General features: G+C 48.3%; 18 protein-coding genes and 1 pseudogene. 10 read left to right on the forward strand and 9 right to left on the reverse strand.

The window, feature by feature from the left end; genetic code table 11:
* Nucleotides 1-1,180 precede the first annotated feature (1,180 nt).
* From ACUU1M_RS09865 to ACUU1M_RS09875, 3 genes are all read right to left on the reverse strand, one after another.
* Nucleotides 1,181-2,692: an EAL domain-containing protein gene (locus ACUU1M_RS09865; RefSeq protein ID WP_001130975.1), complete on the reverse strand. Its 1,512-nt coding sequence runs from the start codon at nucleotides 2,690-2,692 to the stop codon at nucleotides 1,181-1,183.
* 369 nt (nucleotides 2,693-3,061) lie between these two features.
* Nucleotides 3,062-3,418, reverse strand: coding sequence for a hypothetical protein (locus ACUU1M_RS09870; RefSeq protein WP_001266944.1), 357 nt, complete (start codon nucleotides 3,416-3,418; stop codon nucleotides 3,062-3,064).
* 439 nt (nucleotides 3,419-3,857) lie between these two features.
* Nucleotides 3,858-5,057, reverse strand: coding sequence for a BaiN/RdsA family NAD(P)/FAD-dependent oxidoreductase (locus ACUU1M_RS09875; protein ID WP_000439149.1), 1,200 nt, complete (start codon nucleotides 5,055-5,057; stop codon nucleotides 3,858-3,860).
* A 231-nt stretch (nucleotides 5,058-5,288) separates the two neighbouring features.
* On the opposite strand from ACUU1M_RS09875, the gene pitA reads away from it, so the two are divergent.
* Nucleotides 5,289-6,788: an inorganic phosphate transporter PitA gene (gene pitA / locus ACUU1M_RS09880; protein ID WP_000902778.1), complete on the forward strand. Its 1,500-nt coding sequence runs from the start codon at nucleotides 5,289-5,291 to the stop codon at nucleotides 6,786-6,788.
* 70 nt (nucleotides 6,789-6,858) lie between these two features.
* On the opposite strand, the gene uspB is transcribed toward pitA, so the two are convergent.
* Nucleotides 6,859-7,194, reverse strand: a complete 336-nt coding sequence (uspB, locus tag ACUU1M_RS09885; RefSeq protein ID WP_000626187.1) for a universal stress protein UspB — start codon at nucleotides 7,192-7,194, stop codon at nucleotides 6,859-6,861.
* 390 nt (nucleotides 7,195-7,584) lie between these two features.
* Between uspB and uspA the strand changes: the two genes are divergently transcribed.
* Nucleotides 7,585-8,019 carry a universal stress protein UspA gene (gene uspA / locus ACUU1M_RS09890; RefSeq protein ID WP_000323571.1) on the forward strand — a complete coding sequence of 145 codons (435 nt, stop codon included), beginning with the start codon at nucleotides 7,585-7,587 and terminating at the stop codon, nucleotides 8,017-8,019.
* Nucleotides 8,020-8,117: 98 nt separating this feature from the next.
* On the opposite strand, the gene ACUU1M_RS09895 is transcribed toward uspA, so the two are convergent.
* Entirely contained in the window at nucleotides 8,118-8,171 is a 54-nt protein-coding gene (locus tag ACUU1M_RS09895; RefSeq protein WP_213061748.1) for a hypothetical protein, read from the reverse strand.
* Between the two features lie 165 nt (nucleotides 8,172-8,336).
* On the opposite strand from ACUU1M_RS09895, the pseudogene dtpB reads away from it, so the two are divergent.
* Nucleotides 8,337-9,806, forward strand: a pseudogene (dtpB, locus tag ACUU1M_RS09900) (dipeptide/tripeptide permease DtpB).
* A gap of 48 nt (nucleotides 9,807-9,854) precedes the next feature.
* On the opposite strand, the gene rsmJ reads toward dtpB, so the two are convergent.
* Nucleotides 9,855-10,607 (reverse strand): 16S rRNA (guanine(1516)-N(2))-methyltransferase RsmJ, encoded by a 753-nt coding sequence (gene rsmJ, locus ACUU1M_RS09905; RefSeq protein WP_000686608.1) that lies wholly within the window; start codon nucleotides 10,605-10,607, stop codon nucleotides 9,855-9,857.
* Between the two features lie 7 nt (nucleotides 10,608-10,614).
* Entirely contained in the window at nucleotides 10,615-12,657 is a 2,043-nt protein-coding gene (gene prlC / locus ACUU1M_RS09910; RefSeq protein ID WP_005065284.1) for an oligopeptidase A, read from the reverse strand.
* A gap of 202 nt (nucleotides 12,658-12,859) precedes the next feature.
* Between prlC and rlmJ the strand changes: the two genes are divergently transcribed.
* Together rlmJ and gorA are read left to right on the forward strand one after the other, a co-directional pair.
* Nucleotides 12,860-13,702 carry a 23S rRNA (adenine(2030)-N(6))-methyltransferase gene (gene rlmJ / locus ACUU1M_RS09915; protein ID WP_005077844.1) on the forward strand — a complete coding sequence of 281 codons (843 nt, stop codon included), beginning with the start codon at nucleotides 12,860-12,862 and terminating at the stop codon, nucleotides 13,700-13,702.
* Nucleotides 13,703-13,773: 71 nt separating this feature from the next.
* Nucleotides 13,774-15,126, forward strand: a complete 1,353-nt coding sequence (gene gorA / locus ACUU1M_RS09920) for a glutathione-disulfide reductase (protein WP_000160759.1) — start codon at nucleotides 13,774-13,776, stop codon at nucleotides 15,124-15,126.
* A 53-nt stretch (nucleotides 15,127-15,179) separates the two neighbouring features.
* On the opposite strand, the gene dinQ is transcribed toward gorA, so the two are convergent.
* Entirely contained in the window at nucleotides 15,180-15,263 is an 84-nt protein-coding gene (dinQ, locus tag ACUU1M_RS09925) for a damage-inducible type I toxin DinQ (RefSeq protein WP_001295215.1), read from the reverse strand.
* Between the two features lie 742 nt (nucleotides 15,264-16,005).
* On the opposite strand from dinQ, the gene arsR reads away from it, so the two are divergent.
* From arsR to arsC, 3 genes are read left to right on the forward strand one after another with little or no spacing between them, the layout of a single operon-like run.
* Entirely contained in the window at nucleotides 16,006-16,359 is a 354-nt protein-coding gene (gene arsR, locus ACUU1M_RS09930; protein ID WP_000008955.1) for an As(III)-sensing metalloregulatory transcriptional repressor ArsR, read from the forward strand.
* Nucleotides 16,360-16,412: 53 nt separating this feature from the next.
* Nucleotides 16,413-17,702 carry an arsenite/antimonite:H(+) antiporter ArsB gene (arsB, locus tag ACUU1M_RS09935; RefSeq protein ID WP_000922639.1) on the forward strand — a complete coding sequence of 430 codons (1,290 nt, stop codon included), beginning with the start codon at nucleotides 16,413-16,415 and terminating at the stop codon, nucleotides 17,700-17,702.
* Between the two features lie 12 nt (nucleotides 17,703-17,714).
* Nucleotides 17,715-18,140, forward strand: coding sequence for a glutaredoxin-dependent arsenate reductase (gene arsC, locus ACUU1M_RS09940; RefSeq protein ID WP_000065769.1), 426 nt, complete (start codon nucleotides 17,715-17,717; stop codon nucleotides 18,138-18,140).
* Between the two features lie 133 nt (nucleotides 18,141-18,273).
* Here arsC and ACUU1M_RS09945 read toward each other — a convergent pair whose 3' ends face one another.
* Nucleotides 18,274-18,570, reverse strand: coding sequence for an ArsR/SmtB family transcription factor (locus ACUU1M_RS09945; protein WP_001175589.1), 297 nt, complete (start codon nucleotides 18,568-18,570; stop codon nucleotides 18,274-18,276).
* A gap of 106 nt (nucleotides 18,571-18,676) precedes the next feature.
* On the opposite strand from ACUU1M_RS09945, the gene ACUU1M_RS09950 reads away from it, so the two are divergent.
* Nucleotides 18,677-19,678, forward strand: a complete 1,002-nt coding sequence (locus ACUU1M_RS09950) for a permease (protein ID WP_000100276.1) — start codon at nucleotides 18,677-18,679, stop codon at nucleotides 19,676-19,678.
* Nucleotides 19,679-20,258: 580 nt separating this feature from the next.
* Complete coding sequence (locus ACUU1M_RS09955) at nucleotides 20,259-21,482, forward strand: hypothetical protein (protein ID WP_000020620.1); 1,224 nt, start codon at nucleotides 20,259-20,261, stop codon at nucleotides 21,480-21,482.
* The last annotated feature ends 47 nt before the right edge of the window (nucleotides 21,483-21,529 follow it).

The following is a 21,529-nucleotide window of genomic DNA, read 5'->3' on the forward strand; positions in this document are numbered from 1 at the left end:
CATGCTAAGACCCATTGCCAGTGCAATTTTGGACACTTTCATTATTCATTCCCGTTGTTAACAAGCTTAAGAAATAAGCATTAAAGATTCAGTATTAATAATTACCCGAACGAGTCGACTTCAAATCGGTGATATTTTCCAATTCATTTAAATATGGAAACGGTATTTCCTTTATCGGTCACCGTCTGGTGATGTGGCTATTCTTATAGTTGCTGAGTTCGATGTCAACTTGTGTAAAAAAGGCGAAAGAAACGCATGCAAACCCATGATTAAAATATATTTTTTATTTCAACGAGCTTAGAAAAACCTCATTAATTAGAAAAATATCATTCAATGAATGTTTTTTTGGTCAATCCCTCCAGGTAATCCTGAAAAAAGAATAAAGAAAAGTTATAAGCACCAAAGGTTACACAAATGATAGTTATTTTAACCATGCATCCATGACTTATTGGGACTTTGATTTGGATTGGAGAAATTCACAAAAATATAACAGAGATATCAGGAGGGGAAATTCAAAAACCGTCAAAAGACCTATAGCGCCTAATAGCTTCTTGCTTTCACCGTCCAAAATGCATATACCATGCAGTTAAATAAAATGTAAAAAACAAGGTCACGGGAATAGGATTATTCTCCACCATCACAAACTAAAAATAACCATGCAATAATAATAATCATTTCTATTTTTCACATATTCCGCCGCAGGATGGTAGAAAAATCTCATAATACCAGCATCTCCCAACCTGTTACCGACAGAAAAGCTTACCGCCCTCACAGTAAGAAAAAATGACCTGTCTTAATGAATGATTAAATCGGCCCTTTTTTTACATATCTCATTGTTGCTTCGTTAAGATTTTCCATAAATGGGCTGACAGATTGAGAGGACAACCACAGCTATGGAAGGCACAGTGCAACGCTCTTCGGGATGATGATTGACAAAAAGGCTATGTATTGAACGGGTTAAAGGCAGTACATCAGCCTTTAACGCAACTCAGAGGCAAGGCGAAGGGATAGATGAGGCAGCAAATGAAAAACAGTAAAAATAGCGGAGATTACGTTGGAACTCACATCCTGCTCAGTGAGTCATAAAACATCTTAATTCAGAACGTTGAAAGCCCCCCCTGAGTAATAAAGGGGGCGGCCCTCACCGGTTCAATGATTCCGATAGCGCGTACCGTTGAACTCACGACATTTTCGGTTTAAACAGTGCCAACTTATCGGGCGGTAATGCCGGTGAATATAGGAATCCTTGTAACTTGCCAACACCACGCTCATATAGCCACGCGGCCTGCGCCTCGGTTTCCACACCTTCGGCGATAATCTCTTTCTTCAGCGTATTGGCCATCTCGATAAGGCTGGTCAGCAGGTGTTCTGCAGATTCGCCCTGACCTATTCTGTTCACAAAGACGCGATCAATTTTGATGATATCGACTGGGATCTCACTAAGATATTCCATATTTGCGTAACCGGTGCCAAAGTCGTCCAGCGCAAGGGCAATGCCTGCATCATGAATACGCTTAAGCTGGCATCGCATCTCATCGCTGTTATCAAAGGGTTCTCGCTCTGTGAGCTCTATAGTGAGAGTGATACTGCCCGGTGTAAAAGCATCAATAAACGTCAGGCACTCGGCAATAAATCCCGTTTCCATAATGTGTGACTGCGTAATATTGAAACTAATATGCCAACGCTTTCCGTCGCCTGTCAGAGGCGGTAAATCCCGGGATGCCCGCGCCATCAGGCTACGAGTCAATGGAATAACTAAATCTGAACGTTCTACTTCAGTGATAAAACTGCCGGGATAAATGACTTCCCCATCTGCTTTTACCCACCGAGCAAGTACTTCAACGCCAGCTATTTCACCTGTTGAGGCATCCATAATTGGCTGATACCACGGCACAATCTCATCTTTCCTCATTGCCTCGTAGATTTCATCATAGCGGCTCTTACGGCGAAATTTTATTTTCCACAGGCCGGTTGCCACAGCGGCCCCCAGAAGCACAGAAAGCAGTAAAGATAACGCACCATCATGAAAATAAAGCGTTAGAGGAACGGAAAGATCGCCAGGATATTCTATGGAAAAGGGATACAGGCCAGAATAAACTGCGTGTCTATTCCCTCCAGGTATCGCTTTCACCAGCGTGTTATCGCTGGTAAGAACAGTATTCCCTACGCGCAGCGACAGCGGCCTACGAAGATTCAGAAGTGTCATATTGTCAGCCACCCATTTAGTGGCGATACTCGCAGTTATGGCGTTGTCATTATCCGTTTTGCGTAGAATCATGACCGGCACACCAGGTGATATATAATCGTCTGTCGCCAGAATCAGCGTCTGGTTGTCGCCAGCGGAGATGAACTCCCGCACAGGATCTGCGCCCTCCCAGGACGAGCAGGACAAAAGATTCTGATTAAAAATGTTAATCACCCGGATATGTTCGTGACTAATGGTCAACCGGCCAAGTTCGGTTCTGAGCTGTGGGGTACATGGTTGCACACTCAGGGGATAAACCAGATCGATTGCGCCCTGGGCTTCGTCCAGCAGTCGTTCAGTAACCGAGACCGCCTCATGGGCAGCAGCGGCTGTTCTGCTCAGGTCTGTTTCAGCGACCTGATACCAGGTCAGCGCGGCCCCACCCGCAGCAATCGAAAGGCCGATCGCCAGAGTGAGCGCTAATCGGGAAAATTGTTGTAAGGGCATGTTTTGTACCGTTCCGTTACGCTTAATTAGTTATAGCAGTTCTTGCTTTTCAGCCGGACTAATAAATTCTTTTTTCTACAAAAAACGTCTGGGCAAAAAAAAGATTTCGCTGCTTAATATTTTGCCCATAAAATAATAACCCACCACAACAAAGATACTTACTCATACGACTTCTTATATACCCTCACTTTGAATTCTCACTGAAAAAAAGATATCCGTGACCGACAAAAGCCAGTATAACGTTCGGCTTGAATAATATTGACAGAAGGGAGTAGTATCTCTAAGGGTAAATTTATGACAAAGACCAGCTTAACATTATCGCAATGTCATATACAAAGATGAAGATGTTAGTTCCCGACACACATCACATCAGCCATGAACATAAGGCAGGTTGACAGGATATGTGCTTTTAAGCGTTATTAAGTTACAGTTAACTAATTTCCGGGAAGATTCATACCAAAAAGCAAACGAATTCTCCGCGCGATTGTAAATCATTTTATCCTGATTGGCAAAGTCAAAAATAAATAACGCGCCCTCATGACTATACCCACTCCCGGTTTCAAAATTCTCCCCTCCCCAGCTTTCCTGGGTGTGTTCGTATCTGTGTAATATTATTTCGATAGTTCCACGCCTAGGACATTTGAGATTAATTATTGAACTATCGAATGAAAAAGCATCCGCCACACTCGGTATAAAAATGATGAATAATAATATCACGACTCTCATGGCAAGCACTCCCCTGACATCACAAATAAACTGAGCAAATCAAATTTCATTTAGGAATAGCCATATTTACAACGTAATAAAAATAAGATAAAGGCATTGCCGCCAATAAAAAAACACCACCTGATACAGGTGGTGAAAATGTAAAAACAATCGTCTTAAATAGAGCAAGTTGATTCAATCCAGAGGGGGTGATTTTAAATTTTACAGATTAAAAATATATACCTTTTACGTTTCAAATAATTTCCTTTGGTTATTCTTTGTGTTTTTTATTTCAGTAATATATATTCTCTGAGAATAAATACACTATAAAATAACCACAACGGCAATAGCGTTAATTTGCTAACAAAACAGCGAGTTAACACCAGAATGTCGGATGCAGAACCGTACCAAAATGACTTAATAACGACATATACAAACGGCTGACGGGAAAACGTCATGGTTATTTCACAATTGACGCCAAATCCTGCGCACAAGCCCATGCACTCGACCACGCCCACTGGAAGTTATAGCCCCCCAGCCAGCCGGTAACGTCCATCACTTCGCCGATGAAGTACAGCCCAGGCACTTTGCGCGCTTCCATCGTCCGTGAAGAAAGTTCGTTGGTGTCCACGCCGCCGAGCGTCACTTCGGCAGTGCGATAGCCTTCAGTGCCGTTGGGTTGTACGCGCCAGTCGGTCAATGTGCTAATCAGTGCCTGTTGGTCACACACGTTGAGCTGTTTTAGCGAAACATCCGGGATTTGCCCGAGTTGCTGTAAGCGTTCAACCAACCGCTTCGGTAGATGAACCGCCAGTGTGTTTTTCAGGCTTTGATTCGGATGTGCGTTACGCTGCTCATTCAGGAAGGTTTCGAGGTCCACATCCGGTAGCAGATTGATACTGACAAATTCACCCGGTTGCCAGTAGCTTGAAATCTGCAACACCGCCGGTCCAGATAAGCCGCGGTGGGTGAAGAGTAAGTTCTCACGGAAAACGGTGCCGTTTTCAGCGGTAATCACGGAAGGCACCGCCACGCCCGCCAGCACCTGTAACTCTTCGAGCAACGGTTTATGCAGAGTGAATGGCACCAGACCCGCGCGGGTCGGCAGCACGTTAAGGCCAAATTGTTCGGCAATCTTATAACCAAACGGCGATGCGCCCAGCCCCGGCATTGACAGCCCACCGGTCGCGATGACCAGCTTTTCGCAACCGACAGTCATGCCGTTCAGATCAAGCGTGAAGCCTGTTTCATCCTTCGCCACACTCAGCACTTCGCTACGCAATCTGAAGGTTACATTGCCCTTCTCGCACTCATCCACCAGCATGTCGACAATCTGCTGCGCGGAGTCATCGCAGAAGAGTTGCCCTAACGTTTTCTCGTGCCAGGCGATACCGTGTTTATTGACCAGATCAATGAAATCCCACTGGGTAAAACGTGCGAGTGCAGACTTACAAAAATGCGGATTCTGGCTCAGATAAGCGCCTGGTTCGACATAAAGGTTGGTAAAGTTGCAGCGCCCACCGCCAGACATAAGGATTTTGCGCCCTAGTATTTTACCATTATCGATCAGCAGAACCCGGCGTCCTGCCTGACCTGCCAGCGCAGAACAGAACATACCCGCCGCACCAGCGCCTATAATAATGGCATCAAACCTTTCCACGTTGCGCTCCTCTTAGAAAAAACGGGCGTGAATTGTAAAGATTCCTCAGTGGTCGCACCAGCATCAATATTACTAAAAGGAAGTATTTGCCTGAATTATATAAGATAATTATTTTTTGAGTGAAATCCATACAGGAGGCAAATCAAAAAAAGTCTATATTTCACTTTGCCCGCGCCGCGAAAGTCACTGATAATGCGCCGCGTTCATGTCCTCAAAATGGCGTAACGTCCTATGCTACATTTGTTTGCTGGCCTGGATTTGCATACCGGGCTGTTATTATTGCTTGCACTGGCTTTTGTGCTGTTCTACGAAGCCATCAATGGTTTCCATGACACAGCCAACGCCGTGGCAACCGTTATCTATACCCGCGCGATGCGTTCTCAGCTCGCCGTGGTTATGGCTGCGGTGTTCAACTTTTTGGGTGTTTTGCTGGGTGGTCTGAGTGTTGCCTATGCCATTGTGCATATGCTGCCGACGGATCTGCTGCTTAATATGGGATCGTCTCATGGCCTTGCCATGGTGTTCTCTATGTTGCTGGCGGCGATTATCTGGAACCTGGGTACCTGGTACTTTGGTTTACCTGCATCCAGCTCTCATACGCTGATTGGCGCGATCATCGGGATTGGTTTAACCAATGCGTTGATGACCGGGACGTCAGTGGTGGATGCACTCAATATCCCGAAAGTATTAAGTATTTTCGGTTCTCTGATCGTTTCCCCTATTGTCGGCCTGGTGTTTGCTGGCGGTCTGATTTTCTTGCTGCGTCGCTACTGGAGCGGCACCAAGAAACGCGCCCGTATCCACCTGACCCCAGCGGAGCGTGAAAAGAAAGACGGCAAGAAAAAGCCGCCGTTCTGGACGCGTATCGCGCTGATCCTTTCCGCTATCGGCGTGGCGTTTTCGCACGGCGCGAACGATGGTCAGAAAGGCATTGGTCTGGTTATGTTGGTATTGATTGGCGTCGCGCCAGCAGGCTTCGTGGTGAACATGAATGCCACTGGCTACGAAATCACCCGTACCCGTGATGCCATCAACAACGTCGAAGCTTACTTTGAGCAGCATCCTGCGCTGCTCAAACAGGCTACCGGTGCTGATCAGTTAGTACCGGCTCCGGAAGCTGGCGCAACGCAACCTGCGGAGTTCCACTGCCATCCGTCGAATACCATTAACGCGCTCAACCGCCTGAAAGGTATGTTGACCACCGATGTGGAAAGCTACGACAAGCTGTCGCTTGATCAACGTAGCCAGATGCGCCGCATTATGCTGTGCGTTTCTGACACTATCGACAAAGTGGTGAAGATGCATGGTGTGAGTGCTGACGATCAGCGCCTGTTGAAGAAACTGAAGTCCGACATGCTTAGCACCATCGAGTATGCGCCGGTGTGGATCATCATGGCGGTCGCGCTGGCGTTAGGTATCGGTACGATGATTGGCTGGCGTCGTGTGGCAACGACTATCGGTGAGAAAATCGGTAAGAAAGGCATGACCTACGCTCAGGGGATGTCTGCCCAGATGACGGCGGCAGTGTCAATCGGCCTGGCGAGTTATACCGGGATGCCGGTTTCCACCACTCACGTACTCTCCTCTTCTGTCGCGGGGACGATGGTGGTAGATGGCGGCGGCTTACAGCGTAAAACCGTAACCAGTATTCTGATGGCCTGGGTGTTTACCCTTCCGGCTGCGGTACTACTTTCCGGCGGGCTGTACTGGCTCTCCTTGCAGTTCCTGTAATCGTACGCACCAAAACGAGCGGGTCAGTTTACTGGCCCGCTTTTTTTATGCGTTATTATTGCTGAAGTGCTTAATGCCAAATCATCAATGCAATCAGGCTGACTACCACCAGACCACACAATGCGCTAGTCAGAATAAACTGCCGACGCACCCGCTCACAGCGGCGAATAAACTCATCATCGTGATGATCGCGATAACGTTGGGCATAGATATACCAAACGAGACGCACCTGTTTGTTGGGTTGGCCATGTGAGGTAAAAAAGCCCCCTCCATCAACATATTGATAGAGCAATGGATCGCAGTTCCGCAGTACCACTAACAACGCGCGTAGTGATGAGAAATAGCGCGCCATGTTAACAATGCAAACGACACATAAAGCCCAAAATAATGCGACGGTGCTTATCATACCTCCTCCCCGGCGACCTGCCCGCGGAGTTCCACCCCGGGGCTACCGCTCCCGATACGCTGCCAATCAGTTAACACCAGGTCCTGGAGAAACCGCTTTTGTGGTGACCAACATCCGAGCGGCTCTATAGATAGTGTAGGAGATCAGGTTGTTTTTTTTCCAGAAGGTTAACCACTATCAATATATTCATGTCGAAAATTTGTTTATCTAACGGGTAAGCAAGGCGGATTGACGGATCATCCGGGTCGCTATAAGGTAAGGATGGTCTTAACACTGAATCTTTACGGCTGGGTTAGCCCCGCGCACGTAGTTCGCAGGACGCGGGTGACGTAACGGCACAAGAAACGCTAGCTGGCCAGTCATCGACAACTTTATGGAAGGAGTAACACTATGGCTTATAAACACATTCTCATCGCAGTCGATCTCTCCCCGGAAAGCAAAGTTCTGGTAGAGAAAGCAGTCTCTATGGCTCGCCCCTACAATGCGAAAGTTTCTCTGATCCACGTAGATGTAAACTACTCTGACCTATACACCGGGCTTATTGATGTGAATCTGGGTGATATGCAGAAACGCATCTCTGAAGAGACACATCATGCGCTGACCGAGCTTTCCACTAATGCAGGCTATCCAATCACTGAAACCCTGAGCGGCAGCGGCGACCTGGGCCAGGTTCTGGTCGATGCAATCAAGAAATACGATATGGATCTGGTGGTTTGTGGTCACCACCAGGACTTCTGGAGCAAACTGATGTCTTCCGCACGTCAGCTGATCAACACCGTTCACGTTGATATGCTGATTGTTCCGCTGCGCGACGAAGAAGAATAATCATCCCTCCACGACGTGTTCCTGAACGCCCGCATATGCGGGCGTTTTGCTTTTTGGCGCGCCTTGTTACCTGATGCAGCGTAAACCCCTTATCTGGCCTACGATCTGCGTACGCAATCAAAATCTCCTGCCAATACAAAATTTAACACCATCATATTTTCCATCATTAGTGTGATCAGCTGGTTATTTTCTGTTGTAATAGTGTATTAATCTATTCACCGCATCAATATTAAGAATCTCTGACAGATGTAAACTTTTTCGCGCGTTATCCCTTACGCGTTCATACTTTTCAGGATGGTATTGGAAGGTTAATAAATATTAATACAACAACACCCATGGGGATGCTGCAGCAACCTCGCCCATTTTTCATGATCTTTTTTGTCGAGTTATGGGAGCGATTCGGCTACTACGGCGTGCAGGGCGTACTGGCGGTTTTCTTCGTTAAACAGCTTGGATTCTCGCAAGAGCAGGCTTTTGTCACTTTTGGTGCTTTTGCTGCACTGGTCTATGGCCTCATTTCCATTGGCGGCTATGTCGGCGACCACCTGTTGGGGACCAAACGCACCATTGTTCTTGGAGCACTTGTGCTGGCGATTGGCTACTTCATGACCGGCATGTCGCTACTTAAGCCTGACCTGATTTTCATCGCCCTGGGGACTATCGCTGTCGGTAACGGCCTGTTTAAAGCTAACCCAGCCAGCTTGCTTTCGAAGTGCTATCCGCCGAAAGATCCGCGGCTTGATGGCGCATTCACCCTGTTCTATATGTCGATCAATATCGGCTCGTTGATAGCGTTATCGCTGGCCCCTGTGATCGCTGATAGATTCGGTTATTCAGTCACCTACAACCTGTGCGGGGCGGGGTTAATTATCGCATTACTGGTTTACATCGCCTGTCGTGGAATGGTGAAAGACATTGGTTCTGAACCCGACTTCAAGCCGATGAGCTTCAGCAAACTGTTGTACGTATTACTTGGCAGCGTGGTGATGATCTTCGTATGTGCATGGCTGATGCACAACGTAGAAGTCGCCAATCTGGTGCTGATTGTTCTCTCCATCGTCGTCACCATCATCTTCTTTCGTCAGGCATTCAAGCTGGATAAAACCGGGCGCAATAAAATGTTTGTCGCCTTTGTCCTGATGCTCGAAGCGGTGGTGTTTTACATTCTCTACGCCCAGATGCCAACATCGCTGAACTTCTTTGCCATCAACAACGTGCATCATGAAATTCTCGGTTTTTCCATCAACCCGGTCAGCTTCCAGGCGCTTAACCCGTTCTGGGTGGTACTCGCCAGCCCAATACTGGCAGGCATTTACACGCATCTGGGTAACAAAGGCAAAGACCTCTCGATGCCGATGAAATTTACTCTCGGCATGTTTATGTGCTCACTGGGCTTTTTGACGGCTGCTGCTGCGGGAATGTGGTTTGCGGATGACCAGGGGCTGACATCGCCATGGTTTATCGTGCTGGTGTATTTATTCTAGAGCCTGGGTGAATTGTTTATTAGCGCCCTTGGCCTGGCGATGATTGCTGCCCTGGTGCCGCAGCATTTGATGGGCTTTATTCTCGGGATGTGGTTCCTGACGCAGGCTGCCGCGTTCTTGCTGGGCGGCTATGTGGCAACATTTACCGCGGTGCCGGACAACATTACCGATCCGCTTGAGACGTTGCCCGTCTATACCAACGTGTTTGGTAAGATTGGTCTGGTCACGCTGGGCGTTGCAGTAGTGATGCTGTTGATGGTGCCGTGGCTGAAACGCATGATTGCGACGCCGGAAAGCCATTAATTATTCTTGCAGAAAGCAGGGTAGCGTTATTGCTACCCTGCTTTACTTTTACACTGGCGTACCTGCATAGATATCAAAGCGATGCCCTTTAGTCACAACCGCGTTTGGCGTGGCGACATTCGCCAGCGGTGGCGCGTAGTCCGGGCGCTTTACCACCACGCGTTTGGTCGCCAGCAAGCGTGCAGGCTCCAGTAATCCATCGGCATCAAGATCCGGCCCCACCAGCGACTGAAAGACACGCATCTCTTTTTTCACCAGCGCGCTTTTCTGCTTATGCGGGAACATCGGATCGAGATAGACCACCTGCGGGCGTGGGGTAATATCGGTTAGCGCCGTCAGGCTGGAGGCGTGAATTAACTGCAACCGCTCCTGCAACCAGCCGCCGATTTCCGCATCCGCATAACCACGCGCTAGGCCGTCGTCGAGTAGCGCGGCAACCACTGGATTACGCTCCAGCATCCGCACGCGGCAGCCGACTGAAGCCAGTACAAAGGCATCGCGCCCCAGCCCTGCGGTGGCGTCCACCACATCCGGCAAATAATCGCCTTTAATGCCCACCGCTTTCGCCACCGCCTCACCGCGACCACCGCCGAATTTGCGTCGGTGCGCCATCGCTCCGCCAACAAAATCAACAAAGATGCCGCCAAGTTTTGGCTCATCACGCTTGCGCAATTCCAGATGTTCCGGCGTTAACACCAGCGCCATCAGGTTGTCTTCATCGTGCTCCAGCCCCCAGCGGGCCGCCAGAACAGATAAGGCGCCGTCTCCGGCGCCTGTTTCATCAATTAAGCAGATTTTCACTGAATGATCAGCCCTTAATGCCGTAATGCTCCAGCATCGCATCCAGCTGCGGTTCACGACCACGGAAGCGTTTGAACAGATCCATCGGCTCTTCTGAACCGCCACGGCTCAGAATGTTGTCGAGGAACGACTGCCCGGTTTCACGGTTGAAAATGCCCTCTTCCTCAAAGCGCGAGAAAGCATCTGCCGCCAGTACGTCAGCCCACAGGTAGCTGTAGTAACCTGCCGCATAACCTCCGGCGAAAATATGGCTGAAAGCGTGCGGGAAACGGCCCCAGGACGGAGATGGCACCACGGCAACCAGTTTCTTGATTTCTGCCAGAGTTTCGAGGATTTTTGCCCCCTGATCCGGGCGGAACTCGGCATGAAGACGGAAATCAAACAGGCCGAACTCCAGCTGACGCAGAATAAACAGCGCCGCCTGGTAGTTCTTCGCCGCCAGCATTTTATCCAGCAACTCTTTCGGCAGCGGTTCGCCGGTTTCATAGTGACCAGAGATAAACGCCAGCGCCTCCGGCTCCCAGCACCAGTTTTCCATAAACTGACTCGGCAGTTCGACCGCATCCCACGGCACACCGCTGATACCGGAAACACCAGCGGTTTCGATGCGGGTCAGCATATGGTGCAGGCCGTGACCGAACTCGTGGAACAGGGTGATCACTTCGTCGTGAGTGAACAGCGCCGGTTTACCATTTACCGGGCGGTTGAAGTTACAAGTCAAATACGCGACCGGTTTTTGCAGAGAACCATCAGCTTTACGCATCTGGCCTACGCAGCCATCCATCCACGCCCCGCCGCGCTTGTTTTCACGGGCATACAGATCGAGGTAGAAGCTGCCGCGCAGTTCGTTATTTTCGTCATACAGTTCGAAGAAACGTACATCCGGATGCCAGACATCAACATCTTTACGCTCTTTAGCGGTGATGCCGTAAATACGTTTCACCACTTCAAACAGGCCGTTAACCGCTTTGTTTTCCGGGAAGTACGGACGCAGCTGCTCGTCGCTGATGCTGTAGAGGTGCTGTTTCTGTTTTTCGCTGTAGTAAGCGATATCCCACGGCTGCAACTCATCGACACCAAATTCGGCTTTAGCGAAGGCACGCAGTTGCTCCAGCTCTTTTTCGCCTTGCGGACGCGCGCGTTTTGCCAGATCGGTTAAGAAATCCAGCACCTGCTGCGGGTTTTCTGCCATTTTAGTGGCAAGGGATTTAAAGGCGTAGTTTTCAAAGCCCAGCAGTTGCGCCAGTTCGTGACGCAGCGCGAGGATCTCTTCCATCACCTTGCTGTTATCCCACTTACCGGCGTTCGGGCCTTGATCGGAGGCGCGGGTGCTGTAAGCGCGATACATCTCTTCGCGCAGAGCCTGGTTGTCGCAGTAGGTCATTACCGGCAGGTAGCTTGGGATATCCAGCGTCAGCAGGTAGCCTTCCAGCTCTTTCGCTTCGGCCTGGGCTTTTGCCGCAGCCAGCGCGCTTTCTGGCATCCCCGCCAGCCCCGCTTCGTCGGTAACGAGTTTGGTCCAGCCCATCGTCGCATCGAGGACGTTGTTGCTGTACTGGTTGCCCAGTTCAGAAAGACGGGTAGCAATTTCGCCGTAACGCTGCTGTTTCTCTTTCGGCAGACCTATGCCAGAGAGTTCAAAATCACGCAGGGCGTTATCAACCGCTTTCTTCTGCGCCGTGTTCAGCGTGGCGTAATGATCGCCATCGCGCAGGTCGCGGTACGCTTTATACAGCCCTTCATGTTGCCCTACCCAGGTGCTGTATTCCGACAGCAGCGGCAGGGTTTGTTCGTACGCTTCACGCAGTTCCGGGCTATTTTTCACCGAGTTCAGGTGGCTGACCGGGGAGAAGATACGCCCCAAAACATCGTCCACTTCCGCCAACGGCTGGCAGAGATTTTCCCAGGTGTACGGTGCCCCTTGCGCTACTACGCGCTCCACATTTTCGCGGCAGTCGTTCAATGCCTTAGTCACGGCTGGAACGACATGTTCCGGGAGAATTTTAGAAAACGGAGGCAATTCAAAGGGAGTCAGTAACGGATTCGTCATTAGCGCAGTCCTGGTTAAAGAGGTTAAGGAAGCGCTCAACAGGCGCTTTACATAATGTGTGTAGCATGGGGTTAAGTGTAGTGAATTTCAATGAGAAACGTTACGCTTTCGCGGCGGCGGCCTCTTTTCGGTATACTGTCCTGATAGGCTTTTGTGCGCCCCGAATACGGGCCAATTTTTACTTACCGGAACACCTTTACCCATGCTCAGTTATCGCCACAGCTTTCACGCTGGCAACCACGCCGACGTCCTTAAACATACCGTTCAGAGCCTGATCATCGAGTCGCTGAAAGAGAAAGATAAACCGTTTCTCTATCTCGACACCCACGCAGGGGCCGGGCGTTATCAGTTAGGTAGCGAACATGCCGAGCGTACCGGCGAATATCTCGAAGGTATCGCCCGTATCTGGCAGCAGGACGATTTGCCCGCAGAACTGGAGGCGTACATCAATGTGGTAAAACACTTCAACCGTAGCGGCCAGTTGCGTTACTACCCCGGTTCGCCGTTGATTGCTCGCCAGCTACTGCGCGAACAAGACAGCCTGCAACTGACCGAACTGCACCCGAGCGATTACCCGTTGCTGCGTTCTGGATTTCAGAAAGACAGCCGTGCACGCGTCGAAAAAGCCGACGGTTTCCAGCAACTTAAGGCCAAACTGCCGCCGGTTTCTTGCCGTGGTTTAATCCTTATCGACCCGCCGTATGAAATGAAAACCGACTATCAGGCGGTGGTCAGCGGGATAGCAGAAGGTTACAAACGTTTCGCCACTGGCACTTACGCATTGTGGTATCCGGTGGTGCTGCGCCAGCAAATTAAGCGCATGATCCACGACCTGGAAGCGACCGGCATTCGCAAAATTCTGCAAATTGAACTGGCGGTGCTGCCAGACAGCGATCGCCGTGGCATGACCGCTTCCGGCATGATTGTGATTAACCCGCCGTGGAAGCTGGAACAGCAGATGAATAACGTGCTGTCGTGGCTGCACAGCAAACTGGTTCCGGCAGGTACCGGGCACGCCACCGTAAGCTGGATCGTGCCGGAGTAATTGCAGCCATTGCTGGCACCTATTACGTCTCGCGCTACAATCGCGGTAATCAACGATAAGGACAATATGTCATGACTAAACACTATGATTACATCGCCATCGGCGGCGGCAGCGGCGGTATCGCCTCCATCAACCGCGCGGCTATGTACGGCCATAAATGCGCACTGATTGAAGCCAAAGAGCTGGGCGGCACCTGCGTGAACGTCGGCTGCGTGCCGAAAAAAGTGATGTGGCACGCGGCGCAAATCCGTGAAGCGATCCATATGTACGGCCCTGATTATGGTTTCGATACCACCATCAACAAGTTCAACTGGGAAACGTTGATCGCCAGCCGTACCGCCTATATCGACCGTATTCATACTTCCTATGAAAACGTGCTCGGTAAAAATAACGTTGATGTAATCAAAGGCTTTGCCCGCTTCGTTGATGCCAAAACGCTGGAAGTTAACGGCGAAACCATCACGGCCGATCATATTCTGATCGCCACCGGCGGTCGTCCGAGCCACCCGGATATTCCAGGCGTGGAATACGGTATTGATTCCGATGGCTTCTTCGCCCTTCCTGCTTTGCCAGAGCGCGTGGCGGTTGTTGGCGCGGGTTACATCGCCGTTGAGCTGGCTGGCGTGATTAACGGCCTCGGCGCGAAAACGCATCTGTTTGTGCGTAAACATGCGCCGCTGCGCAGCTTCGACCCGATGATCTCTGAAACGCTGGTCGAAGTGATGAACGCCGAAGGCCCACAGTTGCATACCAACGCCATCCCGAAAGCGGTAGTGAAAAATGCCGATGGTAGCCTGACGCTGGAGCTGGAAGATGGTCGCAGTGAAACGGTGGATTGCCTGATTTGGGCGATTGGTCGCGAGCCTGCCAATGACAACATCAACCTCGAAGCCGCTGGCGTTAAAACCAACGAAAAAGGCTATATCGTCGTCGATAAATATCAAAACACCAATATTGAAGGTATTTACGCGGTGGGCGATAACACGGGTGCAGTGGAACTGACACCGGTGGCAGTTGCAGCGGGTCGCCGTCTCTCTGAACGCCTGTTTAATAACAAGCCGGATGAGCATCTGGATTACAGCAACATTCCGACCGTGGTCTTCAGCCATCCGCCGATTGGTACTGTTGGTTTAACGGAACCGCAGGCGCGCGAGCAGTACGGCGACGATCAGGTGAAAGTGTATAAATCCTCTTTCACCGCGATGTATACCGCCGTCACCACTCACCGCCAGCCGTGCCGCATGAAGCTGGTGTGCGTTGGGCCAGAAGAGAAGATTATCGGTATTCACGGCATTGGCTTTGGTATGGACGAAATGTTGCAGGGCTTCGCGGTGGCGCTGAAGATGGGCGCAACCAAAAAAGACTTCGACAATACCGTCGCCATTCACCCAACGGCGGCAGAAGAGTTCGTGACCATGCGTTAAATGTTAAAGGGCTAAGAGTAGTGTGCTCTTAGCCCTTAATTACGTTTCCGCTATCAGTTCAGAAGCTGAAGCAGAAAGCGGATCAGTTCCAGCAGCGCAATTAACGCCCCAAGAACGATGATTGCTTTATCAATCACCCGTTTTCTCCATACGATGGAGTGAGAATGCATCCGCTTACTCATCCACTGTCTGTCACGGCGCATGCCTCATTGTTAGATGTGGGCAATCTCACTCCGGCCAGAGCATCAGTTAACGGCACCACCCGTACTTCTGACCAGGACTTTGAAAGCGTTTATGCGCATTGCCAGAGTGAAAATGCCTCAGAGCTAACTGGATAATCATACAGTGTAATTAGGCTAAATAACCAGCATAACCTTGCAATAGTTTCAGTATGGTATTAGCATTGATGCGTTAGATGATGGCATTCTCACTCCAGCCAGAGCCACCAACTCTGGGCTGAAGAGTAAAAAAACCGACGCGAAGTCGGTTTTTTTACGTCCGGATTCGGACAAGGCTTGGTACGGCAGCGACCCGATGAAAGTATATAAATCCTCTTTCACCACCATGTATAGCAAACTGTCCCTTCTCCAGCTGAAGAAATCGCTAACGCTTGCAATGTTAGCCACTGGCTAATAGTATTGAACCGTTAGATGTGGGCATTCTCACTCCAGCCAGAGCCACCAACTCAGGCTGAAGAGTAAAAAACCGACGCAAAGTCGGTTTTTTTACGTCCTGATTCAAACCGCCTTTCAAATGAATAGCCAACTCAAAATTCACACCTATTACCTTCCTCTGCACTTACACATTCGTTAAGTCATATATGTTTTTGACTTAGCCGCTTCGAAGAGAGACACTACCTGCAACAATCAGGAGCGCAATATGTCATTTCTGTTACCCATCCAATTGTTCAAAATTCTTGCTGATGAAACCCGTCTGGGCATCGTTTTACTGCTTAGCGAACTGGGAGAGTTATGCGTCTGCGATCTCTGCACTGCCCTCGATCAGTCGCAGCCCAAGATATCCCGCCATCTGGCATTGCTGCGTGAAAGCGGGCTATTGCTGGACCGCAAGCAAGGTAAGTGGGTTCATTACCGCTTATCGCCGCATATTCCAGCATGGGCGGCGAAAATTATTGATGAAGCCTGGCGATGTGAACAGGAAAAGATTCAGGCAATTGTCCGCAACCTGGCCAGACAAAACTGTTCCGGAGACAGTAAGAACATTTGCAGTTAAAAATTTAGCTAAACACATATGGATTTGCACATGTGTTTTATCCGGGAGGCATTATGTTACTGGCAGGCGCTATCTTTGTCCTGACCATCGTATTGGTTATCTGGCAGCCGAAAGGTTTAGGCATCGGCTGGAGTGCAACGCTCGGCGCGGTACTGGCGTTGGTTACGGGCGTGGTTCATCCGGGTGATATTCCGGTGGTGTGGAATATCGTCTGGAACGCGACGGCGGCGTTTATTGCCGTCATTATCATCAGCCTGCTGCTGGATGAGTCCGGCTTTTTTGAATGGGCAGCGCTGCACGTTTCACGCTGGGGCAATGGACGCGGTCGCTTGCTGTTTACCTGGATTGTCCTGCTCGGTGCCGCCGTTGCAGCCCTGTTTGCCAATGATGGCGCGGCGCTTATTTTGACGCCGATTGTCATCGCCATGCTGCTGGCTTTAGGATTCAGTAAAGGCACGACGCTGGCGTTCGTGATGGCGGCCGGATTCATTGCCGATACCGCCAGCCTGCCGCTTATTGTCTCCAACCTGGTGAATATCGTTTCCGCTGATTTCTTTGGCCTCGGCTTTCGCGAATACGCCTCGGTGATGGTGCCGGTGGATATCGCCGCGATTGTTGCCACGCTGGTGATGCTACATCTCTATTTTCGCAAAGATATTCCGCAGAACTACGATATGGCGCTGCTGAAATCTCCCGCAGAAGCGATCAAAGATCCTGCTACGTTCAAAACTGGCTGGGTTGTTTTACTGCTTCTGCTGGTGGGATTTTTCGTCCTGGAACCGCTCGGCATTCCGGTGAGCGCCATTGCAGCTGTGGGCGCACTGATATTATTTGTCGTCGCTAAACGCGGTCATGCGATTAATACGGGTAAAGTCCTGCGCGGTGCCCCCTGGCAGATTGTCATCTTCTCGCTCGGCATGTATCTGGTGGTTTATGGCCTGCGCAATGCCGGATTAACGGAATATCTTTCTGGCGTACTCAACGTGCTGGCGGATAACGGCCTGTGGGCCGCGACGCTCGGCACCGGATTCCTCACCGCCTTCCTCTCTTCTATTATGAACAATATGCCGACGGTACTGGTTGGCGCGTTGTCCATTGATGGCAGCACGGCATCTGGCGTTATCAAAGAAGCGATGGTTTATGCCAACGTGATTGGCTGCGATTTGGGGCCGAAAATTACCCCGATTGGTAGCCTGGCAACGCTGCTCTGGCTGCACGTACTTTCGCAGAAGAATATGACTATCAGCTGGGGATATTACTTCCGTACAGGGATTATCATGACCCTGCCTGTGCTGTTTGTGACGCTGGCTGCACTGGCGCTACGTCTCTCTTTCACTTTGTAATGAGATACTGATATGAGCAACATTACCATTTATCACAACCCGGCCTGCGGCACGTCGCGTAATACGCTGGAGATGATCCGCAACAGCGGCACAGAACCGACCATTATCCATTATCTGGAAACTCCGCCAACGCGCGATGAACTGGTCAAACTCATTGCCGATATGGGGATTTCCGTACGCGCGCTGCTGCGTAAAAACGTCGAACCGTATGAGGAGCTGGGCCTTGCGGAAGATAAATTTACTGACGATCGGTTAATCGACTTTATGCTTCAGCACCCGATTCTGATTAATCGCCCGATTGTGGTGACGCCGCTGGGAACTCGCCTGTGCCGCCCTTCAGAAGTGGTGCTGGAAATTCTGCCAGATGCGCAAAAAGGCGCATTCTCCAAGGAAGATGGCGAGAAAGTGGTTGATGAAGCGGGTAAGCGCCTGAAATAAAGCGGCGATATCCACTGCCGATAGTTGGTAAAGTGCGCTTTGTTTATGTCGGATGCGACGCTGACGCGTCTTATCCGACCTACAAAACCGTGCAAATTCAATATATGGCATGAAATATGTAGAGCGTAGCGCATCAGGCAATTTTGCTATTTACGCAGCACTCCTCGCGTAAGAATTCAATTATCGCTTCCAGCATTGCGTATTGCGAAACACACATCAGCGTCCGACTCTCACGGTTTTGTTTGACCAGTCCTACCGATACCAGTGCTGATATATGGTGGCTGAGTGTGGAGCCAGGTATCCCAAGCTGCTTTTGCAACTCACCGACCGGCAACCCTTGTTCCCCGGCTTTGACAAGATGTTTAAATATGAACAAACGGGTCGGGTGACCTAGCTCTTTCAGCGCTTTAGCGACTTCTTCCAACTGCATATGACACCCCTCTGTCTGGTTGATATTTCGATAATACCAGAAATATCTTGATCTGAATTTCATTTCGATTATTCTGGAAATATAGATTTATCCAATGAGGTTACGTATGAGTAGTTGGCTTGCGATGCTGCAAGATGCCGCAGAGATGTTTGTGTTTCTCGCCGTCGAGCTTTCGTTGCTGTTTATAGTGATTAGTGCCGGTGTCAGCCTGATAAGACAAAAGGTGCCAGACCATAAAATCCAGCAGATGATGGGGGCCAGAAAAGGGAGAGGCTATCTCCTGGCTGCTCTGTTGGGAGCCGTTACCCCGTTCTGTAGTTGCTCGACAATACCCATGTTACGTGGATTGTTGTCAGCGAAAGCCGGGTTTGGTCCGACTCTCACTTTTTTATTTGTTTCACCATTACTTAATCCCATTATCGTCGGACTAATGTGGATGACCTTTGGTTGGAAAGTCACCTTGTTGTACGCGATTATCGCAGCCGGCGTCTCCGTTCTTGCCAGTATTATCCTGGATTCTCTGGGGTTTGAACGTCATATCATTGCCAGTAAAAGCTCATCAGCAAATTGTTGTGCTCCAGCAAAAACTTCGCCGGGAACGACATATACGCCCATAAAAGTGAGTTGTTGTAGTCCAGCGGCTAAAGCCATTGAGAACCCCGTAGTTACCTGTTGCAGTACCAAAGCTGTAGTAAGTATTAATCCCATAAAACTAGCCACCAAAGATGCGTTGCAACAGTTTAAAGATGTACTGCCATATCTTTTGTTAGGAGTATTAATAGGATCTTTTATTTATGGCTTTATTCCCTCAGCGTGGATTGCCGCTCATGCAGGAGCAGATAATCCCTTCGCCATCCCATTAAGCGCCGTTGTCGGTATTCCGCTGTATATCCGGGCTGAGGCGGTTATCCCTCTGGCATCTGTTCTGATGACAAAAGGAATGGGTCTGGGAGCATTAATGGCATTAATCATCGGCAGTGCCGGCGCAAGCCTGACGGAAGTGATATTACTTAAATCAATGTTCAGAATGCCGATGATAGCTGCATTCCTGACGGTTATATTAGGTATGGCTATCTTGATGGGCTATTTGACTCAATTGCTATTTTAAATAGATGCCAGCAGTAAACTATAAGATGCATAGTTAGTGCCATATCCTTCTAAGTAGAAAATCATAGACAGGATAATCCTTAAAAATCACAAATGATTTAACTAATGCATTGAGAATGATGACGGCTCGGTCAACAAGTCATCAACAGACAATAACCACGTAATCATGCTTCTCTGACATTTTATCGGAGAAGCAATGACTCTTTGTCTCAGTACCCTCCTCCTTTTTAAAAGGCAGATTTCAGTCGCTAATACAACACATTTTTAAATACACTTTAACCTGGTTCATTATTACACATCTAAAACATCACAAAAATATTACTTCACACACTATCGGAGAACGTAATAACTTTTTAAAATGAGCGCTTTTTGATAGTTGTTAACGTTTTCCTTTACGATACTATCACTGCCCTTTTTTTATACACAAATATTACCGGATGGAAATGAAAGGGAATTTAAAGGTAATTATATCAGGAAGATATAACGCATTATATTTATTGTGTGTAGAAGAAAATCCATTCCTGTTCTAATTATCCAATTTAAAAACATTAGCATAAAACAGATGATGAATAAGGAATGTTATGTCAATTGACTTTACCCCAGGTATAATAAATACATATCACGGCGATATTTATAACTGCACAACAAATACCGATAATGTTAAAACGCCAGACACACCGAAGTGGCCTTGTGATAATTGGGAAGAACAACAAACCATTAATTCCACATTCTCTGGAGAAGGATACAACCCTGAACAATTTGATTTAGCGCAACAACAACTCCAACAAATTAATGCATGCCACACGAACACCACATATACAAATGCAGACTACTCAAAAGTTGTGGTTCAACTTGTAAGTCTTATTAATAACATTGAAACGATAAGTTCGACACCACTTACGCAACAGACACAATCAATACTTAATCAGATTCATAACATTAGATACGAAAAGGATAAGGATTCTGTATGTCAAATCATTGTTGTCGTTAATCCAGAACCCAACAATCCAATCATAACTAAAATTCTCGTAGAAGAAGGAATACCCGAAAGATTCAGTGTCCAAACCGTTTCTTCCGATAATAAAAATTTTGCTGGGCAACGAGCTGACTTACCAACTGATATAAGAGACATTCAAAGCTTGTACTTAAAAATGGCGAAGCTGTATATTGAGCACAGTAAAAATGAAAATAGGATGGAAGCCCTTGCTGGATGCGACTTTATTGATTTCAACATGACAGGGCAAGATATGTCCAAGCTAGTCCTAACCTTATCAAAATTTTATTTTGAAGATCTACTTAATATAAATTTCACTGACGCAAATTTATTTAACACTATTTTTTCACACAAGGAAAATCCCATCCCCAAACTACATAAATATGAACAACATCTTGACAAACAAATCAATGGCTTGTTTTCTACATTGTTAACTATTAATGACAACTCTTTACGCGCGAAAGCGGAAATTGCTTCGAGAATAATTGATTTCTTAGAGGCAAAGGTAGTGAATCTTTCATTTGATGACATATTAAAATATAAGCAAGAGTTCAAAAAAATATGTTATAAACAACTTCAAGAGTTTACAACACCCTCTCTATACAATAAAATTCAAAAATGGGCAACAATGTCTAAAAATGAATTCATAGCATTTCATTACGAGACACTTCAACCCGAAAAGATTTCATACCCCTTTTATTTAAAGAGAGATCTGCCTAATGAAAAAGATATAAATTATGGGGTGAAAATAGAAATACCATCTGGCAAAAGAATTCGCTTATCAAATCATTATCAGAATATAATACCATAATATTGATTATTAGCACTTTATAATCATTGAATAAAAATAGATTTTAT

This window comes from Shigella sp. SIG6 (assembly GCF_053555815.1).

Coding starts and splice junctions, on each gene's coding strand:
- ACUU1M_RS09865 (WP_001130975.1), bottom strand. CDS start 2,692: ATGCCCTTACAACAATTTTCCCGATTAGCGCTCACTCTGGCGATCGGC.
- rlmJ (WP_005077844.1), top strand. CDS start 12,860: ATGCTCAGTTATCGCCACAGCTTTCACGCTGGCAACCACGCCGACGTC.
- pitA (WP_000902778.1), top strand. CDS start 5,289: ATGCTACATTTGTTTGCTGGCCTGGATTTGCATACCGGGCTGTTATTA.
- arsC (WP_000065769.1), top strand. CDS start 17,715: ATGAGCAACATTACCATTTATCACAACCCGGCCTGCGGCACGTCGCGT.
- ACUU1M_RS09870 (WP_001266944.1), bottom strand. CDS start 3,418: ATGAGAGTCGTGATATTATTATTCATCATTTTTATACCGAGTGTGGCG.
- prlC (WP_005065284.1), bottom strand. CDS start 12,657: ATGACGAATCCGTTACTGACTCCCTTTGAATTGCCTCCGTTTTCTAAA.
- ACUU1M_RS09950 (WP_000100276.1), top strand. CDS start 18,677: ATGAGTAGTTGGCTTGCGATGCTGCAAGATGCCGCAGAGATGTTTGTG.
- uspB (WP_000626187.1), bottom strand. CDS start 7,194: ATGATAAGCACCGTCGCATTATTTTGGGCTTTATGTGTCGTTTGCATT.
- ACUU1M_RS09955 (WP_000020620.1), top strand. CDS start 20,259: ATGTCAATTGACTTTACCCCAGGTATAATAAATACATATCACGGCGAT.
- arsR (WP_000008955.1), top strand. CDS start 16,006: ATGTCATTTCTGTTACCCATCCAATTGTTCAAAATTCTTGCTGATGAA.
- gorA (WP_000160759.1), top strand. CDS start 13,774: ATGACTAAACACTATGATTACATCGCCATCGGCGGCGGCAGCGGCGGT.
- arsB (WP_000922639.1), top strand. CDS start 16,413: ATGTTACTGGCAGGCGCTATCTTTGTCCTGACCATCGTATTGGTTATC.
- uspA (WP_000323571.1), top strand. CDS start 7,585: ATGGCTTATAAACACATTCTCATCGCAGTCGATCTCTCCCCGGAAAGC.
- ACUU1M_RS09945 (WP_001175589.1), bottom strand. CDS start 18,570: ATGCAGTTGGAAGAAGTCGCTAAAGCGCTGAAAGAGCTAGGTCACCCG.